Raw genomic sequence first — 17,176 nt, forward strand, 5'->3', positions numbered from 1 at the left:
CAATCCGTTATGGGTTAATTGACTAAGACGTTTTAATATTGACGCTCCCACTACCACTCCAGGTAACGCGCTTTTTCAGTTGCTGTGGGACCGGCTTTAGCCACGAAATGCACGTGTCTTCCGCTTCGTCTGTGAGCCTTCAAAACCCGAAGGCTCACAGACGTCCAGTTCGAGTAAGCGGTAAACTGCTAACTCGGACTTGTCACTGCTACTGGAAAAGCGCGTTACCTTCCGTTTTCGTTACTGCTGTGTATTGTATTACCCGTGTTATTGCATTTTTTCTAGCGAATATTACACCCAGTATATGTAAGCCGTAGTGCCAGAAGCCAGTTTTTTGGTGGGTAGCAGTGACTAGTACCACTTTGCGCGTCAGCGTTTAGTGGTACTGGACGTTTCTGAGACTCGTGGGTTTCGAGGCTCAGGGACGAGACGGAAAACGCGAAGCGGTTGAAGTCGGTCCCACAGCTACCCACCAAAAAACTGGCTGGCGGCCGAAGGCGGACTTTCAGCACACACTAGCCTAACTACAACAATTAAATTTTGCTGACTATACCATAACTAGGAACTCACCACGGATAACAGCGATAATTAAACTTTTGTAACCGCCTCACTATGCCGCATAATCTATACCTGAAGCTAACAATAACCGAATCAATACATTAGTTTTACAACCAACAACATGATTTTTACATCTAATTGCTACGCTACCCTTGTAACAATGAGTGTTACAAAAAAATTGATGGAGTTGATTTTAGTGAAACCTCGAGCCATTGCTAGTGTCTTACTATGTACTGCAACCCTAATGTCCGTTACCGTACCAGCCGTTACTGCAGTCGCAGCAACCAGTCCGGTACAAACAACTGCCCAAGCAACACCCCAAGCAGCATTACCAACCCCTTTTGCTGATTTAAAGATGGAACCAATGTCCATTGGTGATTATCGAGGTCAGTTTAAGACGTTTAATAAGATTGGCATGCCATTAATTGCTAGACCCGGCGATGCCAAAAAGGACTCTGTCATTTTTAACGGCAGTAGCGCCTTTGCAATGCCAGTTAGTCAAGACCAGTACAACCAGATGGCTAATGGGATGGCAATCGAAACCTACTTTAAATATAACGCAGGTGCACCGCTCAGTGGCGAACACGATATTTTCTCTAACCAACAAGGAGGCGGCGTCGGTTTAGGTGTCGATAACGGTAACCTAACCTTCTTCGCTCACGTTGATGGACAATATCGTCAACCGCATGTCCGACTTACACCTGGTAAGTGGGTTCACGCAGTTGGGGTCGTTGATAAAGCCGATAACAAGGCCAAGCTGTACGTTAACGGTCGACTGGTTGACGCCGTAGAATTTAGCCACCTTAAAATGGACTGGCCCGTAAACGCTAAAGCCCACAACTTCGTCTTAGGTGGCGATAGTAATAGTGTCGGCGGTGCCGAATCATTCATGTCAGGGCAAGTTCAAACGGCTCGTCTTTATAATCACTCCCTCACTGCTAACGATGCAGCTCAACTCAGCAATGCTGCTCAAGGTGAAGTGGCACCGGAGCCAGAAGTTCAACAAAGTTTTGACTCTCGTTTAGTCGGCCCTAGCTCAATTACGGCAGGCCACGTTTATAACTTGAACGTTCAAATGCGCCAGAATAATGCAGGTGATATCAATAAACTTGAATACGATGTAAATTATGACGCCAACCTATTTGATTTTATCAAAGCGACTAACCAAAAAGATGGCTACCGTACCCGAGTGACACTGGTTAAGCCTGGCCAACTCCACATCTCAACGAGTTCTGTATTATCTAGTGCCAGCTATCGTCAATTTTCACAAACTAAAATTGCCGCACTGAAACTACGCGCCAAAAAGTTACCAGTCAACAAATCTGCTCAAACCAGTATCGACATTAAGGATGCCGTTGGGACCATCAACGGTAAAAAAGTCGACAACCTCAAAATGACGCTTGGCACTCAGGCCGTCAAGGTTATTGCCCGTGCCAGTCACGATTACAATGGTGACGGTATTGTCGGCGCCGGTGACATTGCCATGGCGCCTGCAGATCAACGAGAAGCAGTTGCCAAGGAAGCAGTCATTCGCCCCTACAAGCACGTGGTGGTCTTAACCACTGATGGTGGCGGTAACCCTTGGGATCCAAGTGGGATGTACTACGCAAAAGACAACAGCGTCGATCCAAAATGGACCACGAATCCTGAAATTTTAAAGAAACGTCGCAACAAGTACACCATGGACCTCTTCAACAAGAAATTTGCCATGAGTACCTCTGCTTCAGCAGTTATTCCAACGATTTCAGCTCAAAACTACATTTCAATGCTTCACGGTGTCACTTGGGGCGAACTGCCTACTGAATACCAAGGCACCAACGCAACAACTGGCGGTCAGTACTTTGCCGATTTTGACAAAACTAAACCACTCTTCCCATCCGTTTTCAAAGTACTCCAAGCGGCTAACCCTTACCAAAGTGCAGCCGAATTTTCTGAATGGACTAACATTTTAAACGGGATCACTGAACCAGAGGCCGCCGTTGATAAAAACAGCTCAAGAGCTTGGGAATCATTCAACGATGTTGCCAACTACATTGGTACCGAAGACTTCAACAATACCGCCCTCACTTACATGCAAAGTGACCAAATGGACCACCAAGGCCACACCAAGGGTTGGTTCAACGATAACTACTGGGACAACTACGCCAAGTACGATGACATGTTCAAAACTGTCATGGACAAACTCGAAAAAACCGGCCATGCCCACGACACACTCGTGATTGCCAACGCCGACCACGGTGGTTGGAAGCTCGATCATGGTCAAAACACCGAACGTTCAAACACCAATATCTTCATTGGTATCGGTGGTGAAACCATTGATAGCGGTCGCCGTCTCAAGGGTGGTAGTAACGCGGATATTAGCGCTTTGATCTTACACGCACTTCAAGTGAAGAAACCAAGTTCAATGACTGGGAAAGTCTTTGATTCAAGCGCCTTTCTCGATCAAACACAACTTACTAAGAAGCACCGTGACGTTGAAGATGTCACCTTGAAAGCCAACAACCGGCATGCTCAACTTCATTTGAAGACTAAGGCTACCAACCAACTTCGTTCACTTGATACTCGAATCGACCTAGCTGGCCGGACTGTTGACCAAATCACGACACCAGCAGGCACCAAAATCTTACGCCAAGAAGTAAAAGACGGCATTTTGTCACTCACCTTAGGTTTTGACAAGCAACCTACTGCTGACGCCTTAGCTAACATTAAGTTTGCTAAAACCAGCAAAACCGCCAAGAATGTGACGATTCAAAAAGCAATGGCCGGTACAGATAAGGGCCAAGAGATCTTGGTAGACTTGCACAACGAAGCAACACCAAACGAATCAGATAACAATAACAACGGTAACGGTAATGGCAACAATGACCACAAGCCAACGCCACAACCAGAGAAGCCAGGAAAACCAGAAAAACCTAATCACTCAGGTAATGACACAAACAAACCAGCACCTAAGCCTGATCAAAATCAAGGCGCCGATAACACATTGCCAACGCCAGGTACGTCTGATCATCACACCGGCAATACTGACAAACCTCACCACGGACATGGTTCAGCCGACAAAACTGAAACTAAGGGTCGCAAGTGGTATGCCATGAAAAAGATTGGCTTTTATAAGGGCACTCATTTTACCAAGCACAACCTAATGCGCTGGTTTAAGGCCACTAAGCAACAAAAATGGGCTCAATTTAGTTTCTTAAAGCGCGTTCATTCAAAGAGCGGCTACCGTTACCAAGTTAAGGACCTCAACAAGGGCTCCAAAACCTTTGGTAAAATTGGCTACATCACGACCAACAAGCGTTACGTCACCGTTTCAGATTATACTAAGAAGCCAAAGTACGTTAAGGTCATCCGGACCAAGGGCATTACTGCTTTCCGAAATGCAAACTTAACGCAAAAGGCTAAGCATTATCGTACCGCTAAAACGTTGAAGGTTAAGGCACTTATCAAGCAAAATGGGCGCGTTAGACTTCAATTGACAAATGGTCTTTTCATCACCGCTGACAAGCACGATATTAAGGCATTAAATCGTTAAACCAATCCTGCTATAACTGGGCTAAAATCAATAAACACCCACATACTTCAGCACCGATCCGTTTCCATTTCCTTTCCAAAACAGCTCACTGCACAATCACATCAACCGTCAGTCCCGTCCATCACCAGACGGTAAACTTGTCTCTCCCAATTTTCATTACTAAGTTGACGGATTGATCTGATTGAAGGCTGTTACCCACATACAAAAGAGAGCGAGACAAAACTCGTTTAGGTCCCAGAATATAATTGAACAGGCCCGTGGATTCCTGATTTTGGAATCTACGGGCCTGTTCAATTATGTGGTCGGGGCCTGAGTTTTGGTTCGCATTTAGACTAGATAACAGCATAGAAATCCAGTAAGACTTTTAACCAGCTTTGAATTAAGAAATCAGTTCGATGCTTACCAACATGGCTTTTTTCCAGTCGCCTTTTGCAGTTTAGTGCTCTTGTTTAATTTTGAAGAACGTCCCTCGAATGGTACCCGCTAACTTTGACTTTTGACGGGCAAATTTGAATTTTTCAGCTAACTCAGCTGGAATAGCCATGCCATCCGAAAGCTTAAAGCCCACAGCGCGCTTGCCATCCGGATCCAGTGTGTAAAGCACGTTGATCGACAAACCGTCTTCGTAAAAAACGTACGTCCACTTAACACCCTCCACCTCAAATTGAGATACTTCAAGTGGTGTGGCCTGAATCTCTAAATCACGTTCTGATAAGACCTCGTTCACATATGCAATGATATCCGGATGCTCACTGGCAGGTTCGGTCACAAATTCATGCTTAAACTTATTCCAGAAATACCGTGCTTCGTTAGCCCGTAACCCAGCTAATGCTGGTGCAACCGGTGACGTTTCCAATCCAACTTCTTCAACGTTTTTAAAATCGACTTTATACCCCATCATGCGACCTCACTTATTTTTAGTAATCTCAGTATACGGCTACTCAAAATGAAGGTAAAGCTCAAGTTAATTTGCCATTACATAAGCTTCTATAAAGCCGTCTAAAACATCGTGGCTATACTTAAAACCGAGACTTTCGTATAGGGGTGCCGGATCATTACCGTTGGAAACATAGACAAATAAATTTTCCGCGTCCGTATCCTGTTTTAGCCACTGCATGCCGCGTTTAATCAATGTGCTACCGACGTGTTGCCCGCGATATTCAGGCGACACGTACAGGTTATCAAGTGTCGCAATTTTGGTATTGGGTTCCAACCACTCCGGAAATAGCCACTGACTATCAGTCGAAAATTGTCTAGCAAACGCTGGCTTGTCGTTGCGCATCGCTTCTGTAAAAATCATCGCCATGTCAAAGATATAGCCAATTGGCCGATCGTCATCGAAGGCCACTAACAAAAACTTTTCATTAAAAGCCTCAAAATCAACCTTTAATCGGGTCTCAAAGGACATGTGTTTTAAAATTTCTGGATGAAAATTACCTTTAGCAGCTTGATGTGCCATTAACGCGTTGCAAAGGTCACGACAAACTTCTACTGGTCCCTCACTCATCTCTTCGTAACGAATTGTCACTTAATTTCGCCTCACAAAATAGATTCAAATACTGATTACACAAGCTTTTTGGTCCAAAAATGTTTCATATGAAACATTTGCCCGAGATTTCTATTTTACTTAAGTACAGCCGGTTAATCACTAACCACTGCTAACCGGTGCTTTGCTATGGCAACCAATAACGACTCGGGTAACGGTTGGTCATACGGCAAGTGCCAGCTCCCTTTAGTGGTCTTAAAATCCGCCAAATCGGCCGCAAGAAACGCCATCCCTTCACCGGTTGGATAGATGCCAATGTGGTGTTTATTAGCACCAAAATAGATTAACGCTTTCGGTTGAAAGAAAGCCGGCATGCCATACGATAAACGCTCTTCTGCATCGGGTAGCGTCTGCTTTAACACCTGATACACTCGTGTCAGTGCTGGCTGCTGCTCAACTGATTGCGCTTCAATATAGTCCGTGATTACGCCCATTATCATCACTACTCCATGACTTTGAGTTCAAGATCAATGTGGGGAATCTCGTCTTCCAAATACACATCAGAGACAGCTTTAAAACCAAATGATTCATAGAATGAACGTAAATAATTCTGTCCAGCAATTTTAATATCACGACCCGGAAAATCCTGCTTAATTTCATCGATCGTTGCACTGACAATTTGACGGCCAAGGTGGTGTTTTCTGAATTCTTCAACGACTAACACCCGACCAAAACTCATGTGAATGTGGTCTTCATGTTCAATGATACGAGTATAGGCGGCTAATTGACCGTCTACTCGCAAAATCATGTGCAAGGCATCGTCATCTTGGTCGTCAATCTCTTGATACGGACAGTTTTGTTCGACAACAAAAACTTTGACACGCGCCTTAGCGATTTCTAAAAATTCTTCAACTGATAATTCTGACGTCTTTTTTACACTTAACTTCATAACCACGCTCTCCTTATTTGACAAAAACACTAAGTTAATTGCTCACCATTATGGTGCCCTAGTGCAATTAACTTAGTGCTAGTTGATGCATCCATCCGGGGACGATGCTTAGCCATTCAATTTTATTGCCCACATTATAGCACATTCGTTATGGCCGGCATAGTGACATGCCATAACAGCGAAATTCCACTATTTCAAAAAATAATTGTCAAACATACTGTGAGCGTCTGAATCGACCCTAGTTTAAAACGCGCTCAAATTGACTGTTATACAGCTGGGCATAGTAGCCACCGGCCGCTAACAAAGACTGATGGGTGCCTCGTTCGATGACTTGACCGTGATCAATCACCAGAATTTGATCAGCCGCTTGAATCGTCGATAACCGGTGCGCAATGACAAAACTGGTTTTGTCGGCCATGAGTGCCGTCATCGCGCGCTGAACGTCGGCTTCAGTATTACTATCAATTGAAGCAGTGGCTTCGTCCAAGACTAAGATTGGCGCTTCAGCCACAAAGGCCCTCGCGATACTGAGCAATTGCCGCTGTCCTTGGGATAAATCGCGAGCATTTTCCGTTAGTTGCGTGTCGTACCCGTTCGGTAATTGGCTAATGAAGGTATGCGCATTGGCCTGTTTTGCAGCCCGTTCAACGTCCGAATCGGTCGCATCAGGTCTTCCTAGTCGAATATTTTCGCGAATGCTCATTGTAAATAGATAAGATTCTTGCTGTACCACTGTAATCAACCGTCTCAAATCGGCTCGCTTAATCGTTGTAACATCCCGATTATCCAGTAGCACCCGACCCTGCTGAAGCGGGTACAAGTTAGTTAATAAATTCATGATGGTCGTTTTTCCCGCACCGGTTTGCCCTACCAGCGCCACCATTTGACCAGGTTGGGCCTGCAGCGAGACGTCCTTCAAGATTAATCTTTGGTCGTATGCAAATGAAACGTGATCGAAGGTAACTTCACCACGCGTTTGGGTGACGCTAACCGCATCTTTGGCGTCCTTTTCAGGCACTTCATCAATCACCTCAAATACCCGTTCAGCACTGACAAGTGAGAGCTGGAGCGTGTTGATTAAGTCCAATAAGTTATTGATTGGACCAGTAAAATTGCGTAAGTAAATCAAAAACGTAAAAATAATCCCCACCGTCATAAAATGTTGCCCGCTTAGAATCGAAATCGCGCCAACCGCAGTAATCAAAACGTACACAACGTTATTAGTCATATTGTTAAACGGACCGATGACACTGGACAATGCTTGCGCGCGAAACGCAGCGTTCGTGTACTGTTGGTTCGTCTGTTCAAACGTTGCCATAGTGGGCACAACGTGGTCAAAAAGCTGCACCACTTGTTTGCCAGATACTGACTCTTCGATTTGTGTGTTAAGACTGCCAAGTGCTTGCTGCTGCGTCATAAACGCCCGTTGTGTGACTCGTGCCACTGCACGTGAGAAAAGGTAAGTTGCCACGCTTCCGAGTAAGGTTAGGACTGTCAGCAATGGTGATAGGACCAGCATGGCGATTCCCATCCCAATAATGCTGATCACCCCCGTAAACAGTTGGACAAACGTCTGCATGAGCGCAGTATTAATATTGTCCACGTCATTGGTTAATCGGCTCATCACGTCGCCATTATCATGCGTATCAAAGTAGCGCATCGGTAGCTGTTTTAATTGGTTAAAAATGTCATGGCGAATCTCAGCACTAGTGGACTGCGCCACTTTGATAACAATCGCGCTTTGAAAGTACGTAAAAATACTTGCAATAATGTACATCACGGTCATCAATCCGCAAACCACTAACAGCATATGCACGTTACTGTGCGTAATATAGCGGTCGATCACAATCCCGTTGATTCGCGTTCCAATCACCGTCACCGCGGTCGTGACAATGGTGAGTAGGAACACAACGCCCAGTTGTAACCGATGAACGGCTAAATACTGCCAAACGCGCCTTACCGTTTGGCGCCAATTTGTGAGATGAACCTTTTGACGGTGTAGGTTACGCGGCCCCCTTCTATTCATTTGCAAGCTGATCACCTCCAAGTTGCGTCTTGACCAAATCGCGGTAAAAGTTAGACCGCTGTATTAACTCTTGATGAGTACCTTGCGCACTGATGCGTCCATCCGTCACCACGATAATTTGCTGGCAATCCATAACGTTGGTGACTCGCTGGGAGATGATCAGCGTCGTTTTATCCGCCCGAGTTTGTTGTAGTCGTTGCTTAATGTGCGCGTTGGTTTCTTGATCAACGGCACTGGTGGCATCATCAAGTACTAACACATCATGATCAGGTGTGATGGCGCGTGCCAAGTTAAGCCGTTGCCGTTGACCACCAGAGAAATTTTTCCCCCGCTGTTCGACGACCGCCTGATACTGATCAGGTAGGTCGTTGATAAAAGACGCGGCATCTGCAACGGTGGCAGCTGCTTCAATTTCCGCTTGGGTCGCGGTCGGTTTACCATAGCTGAGATTACCTTGAACCGTCCCGGAAAATAAAATGGAGTCTTGAAGCGCCACTGAGATGCGTTCGTGCACATCCGTCAAAGACATTTCCCGAATATCGACACCACCAAGTCGAATCTGACCCGTGTATTGATCAAAGCTACGGGTCAATAAATTAATTAACGAACTCTTACCGGAACCCGTGGCACCGATGATACCCAACCATTGACCAGTGGGTACCGTTAAATTGATATTACTTAAAATTGGTTTACTAGCTTCGTAGCCAAAGGTCACATGATCAAATTCAATCTGACTGTTGATTGGCACTTGAGTCGTTAAAGTCGTCTCAGCAGGCGGTTCCTCAGCCAAAACAGCTTGAACTCGTGCGGAACTCGTGATTGCCCGCGAGAAAGAAGTCACGATATTAACCGTCTGAATCATGGCAGTTGTGATCTGAATCATGTAGTTCACAAAGGCAATGATCTGCCCATCACTGATAGTTTGACTAATAGCCAATTGACCACCATAGCCCAGTGCGGCGACAACACCCAAGTTCAGCATTAACTGAATCACCGGTGATAACGTCACCGTTGCCATTGCAGCCCGTTGACTGGTAGCCTTCAAGCCAGTATTTTCCACATCAAATTGACGCTGTTGCCGATTCTCCAAAACGTAAGATTTAATGGTTTTGATACCCTGTAAGTTCTCACGCATCGTCCGGTTCACACTGTCCACCGACCGTTGCATCTTCGTATAGAGTGGGACACTGCGAATAATAATCACGAGCAAAAAGATAACCAAGATTGGCATGATCACAAATAAAATCGGTGCTAAATCTGGACATACCAGCACTGACATGACTACGCCGCCCAACAGTAACATCGGTGAACGCACCATGCCTCGGGTAAGCAACATGACTAAGTTTTGCATCTGTGTCACGTCATTGGTGATCCGGGTAATTAGCGTTGCCGGTGCTAGGCCAGCGGGATCTCGGCTCAGAAGCGCAATATTGAGCATGTGTTGTCGGAGCTGCTCACCCATTTTGAGGGAGGCGTAGCTACCTAATGCACCACAGGTACCGCCAAAAACAAGGCCCATTACTGCAAACATTAACATGAGTAACGCATGACCGACGACGTAACTCAAATCCCCCTTTGCGAGCCCGTGGTCAATAATTTGCGACATCAGTGTGGGTTGCTGCAAGTCACACAAAACTTCACCCAACATAATCAATGGTGCAAGAAAGAAAGCCCATCGAGCAAATCTGTGCGTATGTTGCATAATCAAACGAAACACGTGCTTTGACACCTCCTAAAAAAAGCGTCACGAATCCCTGGGCCTAGTTTAAGGACTCAGAATCCGTGACGCTGTTTGAATTTAAATTAAATATTCGGCTCTGATTGATACCTTGCAACCAAGAAATCATACAGTGGCCGTGTAAAGGATGTATATTGAATTGCATCGGCAAATTCACCCGTAACCATGTCGTCATGGCCTGCCGTTAGCTTTTGAACCCACGTGGGGTCAACCAATAACTGTTGTCCCACTGCGACCAGGTCAGCATTTGCCAGCACGGCATCGACATCTTGACGCGTTCTAACACCACCAACGCCAACGAGTGGCTTGCGATCCTTTAAGTAGTCGTGGAGGTACGCTAGAATGGATTGTTCTTGATAACCGTCGGCAGTTGCGACCCGATCATACGTATCCAGTGAAACGTGTAGGTAGTCTACCCTAGTTTCAGCCAGTTGGTCAACTAAATAGAACGTATCTGCTAAATTGATGCCTGGGCTAGTAAATTCTTCCGGTGAAAACCGATATCCTACCGTAAACGGTCGAGTTGCGTATTCATCAACTGCGTCAAAGACAGCCTGCAGCAACTGCTTAATGAAAAAGTAGCGCTGTGCACGATTGCCGCCATACTCGTCTTGGCGGCGGTTTGACTGTGGTGAGAAAAATTGTTCTAAGCTTTAAGCATTCAATAATTTAATAACCGCTTCACCGACGCCACGTGCTGATTGCGGATTTTGTCCGGTGATCAGTCGACCATCCGTCACCACGTGTTCGGTATAAGGGTCACTCTTCGTGTGATGGGCGCCGGCAGTCTTTAAGGCATCTTCAGCCAGAAATGGGACGTCGTTAGTCAACTGATTGATTGCCTCTTCCTCGTTAGTGAACCCTGTCAAATTCTTGTCTTTGATGAAGGCACTACCATCAGCGTTTTGAATCGCTAATAACCCAACGACACCGTGACAAACAGCAGACACAATGCCGCCTTGGTCATAAATTTGTTTTGCAAGTTGACCTAACGCAGTGCTTTTGGGGAGATCCCAAACAGTACCGTGTCCACCCGCAAAATAAATCACGTCGTAATCACGAGGGTTTATATCACTTGGCTGTAACGATTGCCCTAACGCGCGGTTACGAAAATCAGCATCATTGTAGAATTGATTGTTAACCTCATCGAGTTGATCCGGCGCAATTGAACCGGGATCAAGTGGCACATAACCACCATTCGGACTGACATAATCAACATCAATTTGGTGCTCGGTCATGACTTGGTTAAAATGAGTTGCTTCACTTAACCAAACACCAGTGGCGCGGTTAATCGTTTCAAATTTAGCATGGTTCGTTAATACAATAAGTGCTTTGGTCATCTTACAGACTTCTTTCATAGTCAGATTAACCATTTTGAATTCTGGTTACGAATTGTAAGCTACTATCTATTGATAGTACGTTGGTCGATAAAGGATGTCAATCGATTCACTTTTACGATGACGTTACACGTCCACTTAACGGTGTGACGATGTACACGTGGACATTGAGTTTTTGGCAAAAAATGACAGTCAAAAAGCGTGAGCGCCATCTCACAGAATAGCCGCATCACGCCTTAACTTACATTTCAAAAGCCAACTCTGGTTGTGGATCAGCAACTAACCAACCGTCATCTAGCAGCTGGTGGTATTTCCGGCCAACTGGCACCCAGAGTTTCGCTTGTAAAATACTTCTGAGTTCATCCCAAAACAACGGATCGTCGCGTTCAGTATCAGAGAGATTAATGTGGAGATATTCACCAGTTTCAGTTTTAGCCAACACAAAGGGATAGAACACCTTGGTGATTTGTGCGGCAATAATATTCATCATTTTTGAATCGTGATCGAGTAGCATTAGCTTCACGCTCCTTATCTTTGAATCTGTAAACAGTATATGATGGGTGGCTTAAACCAACCTAAAAAGAAATTTGCGGATTGGTAAATGTGATTGGGATTTTGTTAAGGTCATTTGGCGGAGGTCAACGTGTCGGAATTATCTATATTAATGTTATCTAGCCGAAACGCGTTCCACAAAACTGAGACCCTATGTGAAAGGCCCCCCACTAAAAATCCAAGTTCAGAATTTTCAGTGGGGGGCCTTTCTCACCGGTCTCAACCCGTTTTGTTTCACGCTCTACTAATATGCCGTCCATCCACCATCTACTGGCATAATTGCACCGTTAACGTAGCTAGCTTCGTCCGACACTAAAAATAACGCGACTTCTGCGATTTGCTGTGCAGAACCAATTTCAGGTGCTGTTCCCATACCCGCGGCCTGCCGTTCATAGCCGTATTTATCAATATTTTTCATTGAATCTGCAATATTCGTGTTAATGCTACCAGGCGCGATTGCATTGGTTCGAATACCCTCTTTTTCATACATATAGGCCGTATTCTTCGTAATACCAACCACCGCATGTTTAGAGGCAGTGTAGGCTACCCCCGCACGTGCGCCGTTAGTGCCACCAACTGAAGCAGTGTTTAAAATCACACCCTGATGTTTTGGCAGAAACCGTTTAACAGCCTCACGCGTTGCGTAAAGGACACTGTCAGTGTTGATTGCCATGACACGATGGAACATATCGTCTGTCACGTCTCCTGCTGGCGCCATATTATCCATAATGCCAGCGTTGTTGACCACAATATCAACGCCACCATACGTCGTATCAGCCACCTGAAAAAAGTTCTGTACATCAGATAAATTTGAAACATCCGCCTGTACCGCAGTTGCAACTGTTTCACTTTGATTCAGTTCATCAACAACACCGTGCAAACGATCCATATTCAAATCAACTGCAATCACTTTAGCGCCTTCTTCAGTAAAGCGTTTAGCCATTGCAGCACCCATTCCGGAACCGGCACCAGTGATAATTGCGACCTTACCTGCTAAACGATCTGTCATTAAATGTCATTCCTTTCCAAGTTCGAGTTAATTTATTCAATATAGTAATCATAGCATCCACGTTATGACAGAGGGTGTAAAATGCGCTTTTATATTATTCTACTGAGCCGAAACGCGTTCCACAAAACTGAGACCTATGCGAAAGGGTCCCCCACTAAAAATCCTAGTTCAGGATTTTCAGTGGGGGACCCTTTCACGTCGGTCTCAACCCGTTTTGTTCCGCGCTCTATATACTTTCCCCCAGCCGCCTAATATAACTAAACACCTGTTCCTCCACCCGTTGGTCATGCAAATTACGCGTGTGGATAGTACTACCTGGTCGGTTGACCTTCGTGTACCTTAACGCGGGATCGTACACATACACACCTGGCGTTTTAGCCACGTAGCTGGCCGTAAACAAATAGTCTTCAGCAATTGACAGCGATTCGTCAAATTGTAAATTGGCTTCTCGAATGGCGGCTAGTGAGTACGCTTTATTCCAAATGTAGCCACCGACATCCGTTCCACGGTGACTCACCTGTTTGAACATTTCGCGTTGAGACATCGGCAGGTAGACATTGCGCTGATCAATGGTCGTATGCCACCACAAGTAACCGACTGCCACAGCGACAACTCCGTTTTTAAACCCATTTACTAAAGTTTTAACGTAATCAGGATCCAGTTGGTCATCGCCATCCGCAAATGCAATCACGTCACCCGTAGCGTGGGCCAATCCGAAGTTACGCGCTGCGGAAACACCGCGATGTTGCTTAAACCGTTCCACGTGAAACGTTGGTCGCCCTGATACAAAATCACTGGCTTTCTCAGCCGTACCATCCGTTGAATGATCGTCCACCAGCCACAATTCGAACTCAACTGTCTGATCGGCAATCGTCTGAAGTGTTTCATCAAAATAATGACCTAAATTATACGTTGGAATGACTAAGGTTAAGGTTGTCATGTCACCCACTCCTCCGAATTAGTTTGCGGTCATTATGCCATGATTCTTGCCTTAGTCAACTAATTCAACTTGTTTTTGGCTGCTTGCCACTCACCCCGCGTTGGCCGGAAAATGTACATCACAATAATTAACGTACCAGCTACTAGTGAGATATAAGGCAAATAGAAGCTTAAAAGTGCCCCTAACACTTGAAGCACCAACGTCGTAATAATGCCAACTCACCCAATAACATGGTCGGGAAAATCAGGATTAGCATTTCGACAAACGCGCGCTAGATTGAGCTGTAAGACCGTCCAGCCAAACTGGAGGACCATATAAAAAATCGTGCGGCAATTCAAGCCGCACGACAAGGTTATTTTTATCAATAATGTTCTAATTTAGAACGATTCACCGTCCGCAATCTTACCTAAAACTGAAAGTGACGGGATAAAGAACACTTCCCCCGTTTCGGGTGTTGAGAAGTCCAGCAAACGGTCTGACTTGGTAAACATCCCTTCAAGCATCCGCTTGGTGACTGTCCAGTGACGTGCGTACCCAATAAAGTAGGTCCCGTTTTCGCCTTCAGCTGGATTAGAAAATGGCACGTTCATCCGCACAATTTTATGCTCAATGCCATCCTTATTATCTTGTGACACAATGTTATGGGCATTCGGTGCTTTTTCATCGTCTTCAAGCTCCACGTCGTTAAACTTCTTACGACCGATAGCTTGTTCTTGCTGCTCCGTCTTTAACTTATTCCAAGCCGCCATATCGTGTGAATATTTTTGGGCAAAGGCGTATGACCCGTTGATAAAATCAGGATCTTCATCACCAATTACCGCGTAATCAGGTGTATCTAACGCACTAGGATTTTCGGTACCATCGACAAAACCAATGATTGCGCGCCCTTCAAAGTAACGGAAACCGTGCGTTTCATCAATTATAGTCACGTTATCTTCGATGCGTTCCATAACCAGCGTCATCAATTCAAATGGAACGGCTGAGTCCTTGGCCCGGATATGGAAGAACAGGTCAGCTGGCGTAGCAGGTGCCGTGTATTTTGGCCCCACAACGGGTTCAAATTCTTCCAGTTCTTGTGGTCGCTTACCATCTGGGAAGAGATAGTCCCACGCCTTACGCGAGAACCCAAACGCCACTGCTAGTCCACTATCTGGGTAACGGACATTTAACGAATTAATGAAGGCTGGTAAGTGTTCAGCCAAATCTTGGATCATCTCTAAGTCAGCCGCTTGATCCTGCCGCTTCAGGTCCATTGTCGCAAAAATAATGTTGCTCCCTGCGTCTTTATATACTGATTGAACATCTTTTAAATCAATTGCCATGATCGTATCTCCTCCTCAAACTTGGTTAAGTACACTAAGATTAATTTAGAATCATTCTTATTTTAACATAGTTTTGAGAATGCTGAAATTATGAGTTTTAAAAATTACGACCCCGCCGACAATTGTGACCACTCAAAATACCACTCATTGCAGACTGTAATGCAAAAAGGATTGCGTTTTATAATCATGGTGTTATTAAAGTAACAGGAAGACAATTATCATCGCTAAAAACACTCGAATTAATGATACTAACCCTTAGGAGGTCCAATCAATGAACTATCTCGTCACCGGTGCCACCGGTCATCTTGGTCAAAAAGTCGTGCAACAATTAGCCAATTTAGTCGACGTAAACACTATTACCGCAGCCGTTCATACACCCAGCAAAGCAGCCGAATTAATTAATCGTGGTCTCAACGTAGTACAGGCTGACTACCTTGATATCGCCAGCATGACGCACGCCTTTACCGGGCAGGACGTCGTCGTTTATATTCCCAGCAAAACTTACACCGTGCTACAGCGCATTACCGAATTTGAAAACGTCATTCAGGCACTCAAGCAAGCTCAGGTTAATAATTTGGTCTTCGTCAGTTTCTACGCTGATCAAGTTAATAATCCGTTCACCATGTCGCCTTACTACGCCTATGCACCACGAAAATTAGCTAGCAGCGGCCTCAATTACGGTATTGTCAGAAACGCGTTATACGCAGATCCACTGATACCATACTTACCCGAACTCATTGAACGGCAAGCACTGATTTATCCTGTCGGTGATCAAGCCATGAATTTTATCACCCTGGACGACAGTGCGACAGCAATCGCTATGCTGGCCACCCAGCCAGAGCATCGTAACGCTGGTCAAATCTACACCGTCACACAGGAACAAAGTCTCACCATGCCCGAACTAGGCCAAATCATGACTCAAGTTACTGGTCACCAAATTGGCTATCAACCAGTCACAGCGGCCGAGTTTGCTGACATTTACGCGGCCGAAGGTGATGGCGCAGAGCTAGCAAGTATGTATGCGGCGGGTGCACTTGGTCTATTTGACCAGACTACCCACGATTTTGAAACCATCACTGGCCGTGCCCCGGAGAGTATGACTGACTTTCTGACCCGGTCTTATCGTCCTGAAAACTAACACATTAAAAAAAGAAGCTTATAGCGCTTCTTTTTTTAATGCGAAAATTTGGTCATTAACCGATGACTGTACTGATCAAACCAATCTAAAACTTGTTCACTACCGGCTGTCGAGTTATCAGACGAGTCATCAACTGAAGCATCATAGAATTCTGAACTGATATTTATTTCGGTATGAAAAGTGTCGTCTTCGCTATTTTCTAGATGAGCTCGTAGAATTTTTGAATCTGCTGACAACTTATCTCGTAGCGTTGTTAACACTGATGTTTGTTTTAAAGCTGCCACTTCACTAAACGTAGGTAAGTTAAGGGGCAACATAATATCCATTATTGTCAGGCAATCCTCATCTGGGTGTTTCTCAACGCCATTCGAATAGATCAATGTGACACTAAAACGGCCAAAATCTAATGGATTGGTTTTTTGATAATACTGTAACCATTTGGATTGCTTGATTAGTTCTTCCTTAATGGTAGACGTCAAGAGGTGTGTTTTTTCTGCCAGCATGTTCATATCGATCTGACTGATACCACTCAATGATCGGTCGTGCTGCAACAGATAACGAGTTAATACTTCACTATTCTTCAATAGAT

The 17,176-nt window shown here is 45.1% G+C and carries 14 protein-coding genes and 1 pseudogene; 2 read left to right on the forward strand and 13 right to left on the reverse strand.

Annotation, left to right across the window (positions count from 1 at the left end; genetic code table 11):
* Positions 1 to 754 precede the first annotated feature (754 nt).
* Positions 755 to 4,090 carry a LamG-like jellyroll fold domain-containing protein gene (locus FD04_RS09715; protein ID WP_056948551.1) on the forward strand — a complete coding sequence of 1,112 codons (3,336 nt, stop codon included), beginning with the start codon at positions 755 to 757 and terminating at the stop codon, positions 4,088 to 4,090.
* Positions 4,091 to 4,526: 436 nt separating this feature from the next.
* On the opposite strand, the gene FD04_RS09720 is transcribed toward FD04_RS09715, so the two are convergent.
* From FD04_RS09720 to FD04_RS09775, 12 genes and pseudogenes are all read right to left on the reverse strand, one after another.
* Positions 4,527 to 4,988 carry a hypothetical protein gene (locus tag FD04_RS09720; protein WP_056948553.1) on the reverse strand — a complete coding sequence of 154 codons (462 nt, stop codon included), beginning with the start codon at positions 4,986 to 4,988 and terminating at the stop codon, positions 4,527 to 4,529.
* A 66-nt stretch (positions 4,989 to 5,054) separates the two neighbouring features.
* The gene (locus FD04_RS09725; protein WP_054701716.1) at positions 5,055 to 5,618 is read right to left on the reverse strand and encodes a GNAT family N-acetyltransferase; all 564 of its coding nucleotides are present in this window, start codon (positions 5,616 to 5,618) and stop codon (positions 5,055 to 5,057) included.
* A gap of 113 nt (positions 5,619 to 5,731) precedes the next feature.
* Positions 5,732 to 6,070, reverse strand: coding sequence for an iron chaperone (locus FD04_RS09730; RefSeq protein WP_054701713.1), 339 nt, complete (start codon positions 6,068 to 6,070; stop codon positions 5,732 to 5,734).
* Between the two features lie 8 nt (positions 6,071 to 6,078).
* A complete protein-coding gene (locus tag FD04_RS09735; RefSeq protein WP_056948555.1) occupies positions 6,079 to 6,525 on the reverse strand; it encodes a GNAT family N-acetyltransferase in 447 nt (148 codons plus the stop codon).
* A 238-nt stretch (positions 6,526 to 6,763) separates the two neighbouring features.
* Entirely contained in the window at positions 6,764 to 8,551 is a 1,788-nt protein-coding gene (locus FD04_RS09740; RefSeq protein ID WP_156660451.1) for an ABC transporter ATP-binding protein, read from the reverse strand.
* On the reverse strand, positions 8,544 to 10,268 hold the full coding sequence (locus tag FD04_RS09745; RefSeq protein ID WP_054701705.1) for an ABC transporter ATP-binding protein: 1,725 nt from the start codon (positions 10,266 to 10,268) through the stop codon (positions 8,544 to 8,546). Before FD04_RS09745 ends, FD04_RS09740 begins: the two co-directional genes overlap by 8 nt.
* A gap of 86 nt (positions 10,269 to 10,354) precedes the next feature.
* Positions 10,355 to 10,927, reverse strand: a pseudogene (locus FD04_RS09750) (oxidoreductase); the annotation flags it as partial.
* A 15-nt stretch (positions 10,928 to 10,942) separates the two neighbouring features.
* Positions 10,943 to 11,629 carry a type 1 glutamine amidotransferase domain-containing protein gene (locus tag FD04_RS09755; RefSeq protein ID WP_054701699.1) on the reverse strand — a complete coding sequence of 229 codons (687 nt, stop codon included), beginning with the start codon at positions 11,627 to 11,629 and terminating at the stop codon, positions 10,943 to 10,945.
* A gap of 238 nt (positions 11,630 to 11,867) precedes the next feature.
* On the reverse strand, positions 11,868 to 12,140 hold the full coding sequence (locus FD04_RS09760) for a hypothetical protein (RefSeq protein WP_054701696.1): 273 nt from the start codon (positions 12,138 to 12,140) through the stop codon (positions 11,868 to 11,870).
* Between the two features lie 282 nt (positions 12,141 to 12,422).
* Positions 12,423 to 13,187, reverse strand: coding sequence for a glucose 1-dehydrogenase (locus tag FD04_RS09765; protein ID WP_056948557.1), 765 nt, complete (start codon positions 13,185 to 13,187; stop codon positions 12,423 to 12,425).
* 226 nt (positions 13,188 to 13,413) lie between these two features.
* The gene (locus FD04_RS09770; RefSeq protein ID WP_054701694.1) at positions 13,414 to 14,127 is read right to left on the reverse strand and encodes a glycosyltransferase family 2 protein; all 714 of its coding nucleotides are present in this window, start codon (positions 14,125 to 14,127) and stop codon (positions 13,414 to 13,416) included.
* 377 nt (positions 14,128 to 14,504) lie between these two features.
* Positions 14,505 to 15,449: a Dyp-type peroxidase gene (locus FD04_RS09775; RefSeq protein ID WP_054701691.1), complete on the reverse strand. Its 945-nt coding sequence runs from the start codon at positions 15,447 to 15,449 to the stop codon at positions 14,505 to 14,507.
* Positions 15,450 to 15,720: 271 nt separating this feature from the next.
* Here FD04_RS09775 and FD04_RS09780 point away from each other — a divergent pair, with 271 nt between their 5' ends.
* On the forward strand, positions 15,721 to 16,587 hold the full coding sequence (locus tag FD04_RS09780; RefSeq protein WP_056948559.1) for an SDR family oxidoreductase: 867 nt from the start codon (positions 15,721 to 15,723) through the stop codon (positions 16,585 to 16,587).
* A gap of 35 nt (positions 16,588 to 16,622) precedes the next feature.
* Here FD04_RS09780 and FD04_RS09785 read toward each other — a convergent pair whose 3' ends face one another.
* A complete protein-coding gene (locus FD04_RS09785; protein ID WP_056948561.1) occupies positions 16,623 to 17,171 on the reverse strand; it encodes a hypothetical protein in 549 nt (182 codons plus the stop codon).
* Between the last annotated feature and the right edge of the window lie 5 nt (positions 17,172 to 17,176).

The organism is Secundilactobacillus odoratitofui DSM 19909 = JCM 15043, assembly GCF_001434895.1.
In the GTDB taxonomy this organism is placed as follows: domain Bacteria; phylum Bacillota; class Bacilli; order Lactobacillales; family Lactobacillaceae; genus Secundilactobacillus; species Secundilactobacillus odoratitofui.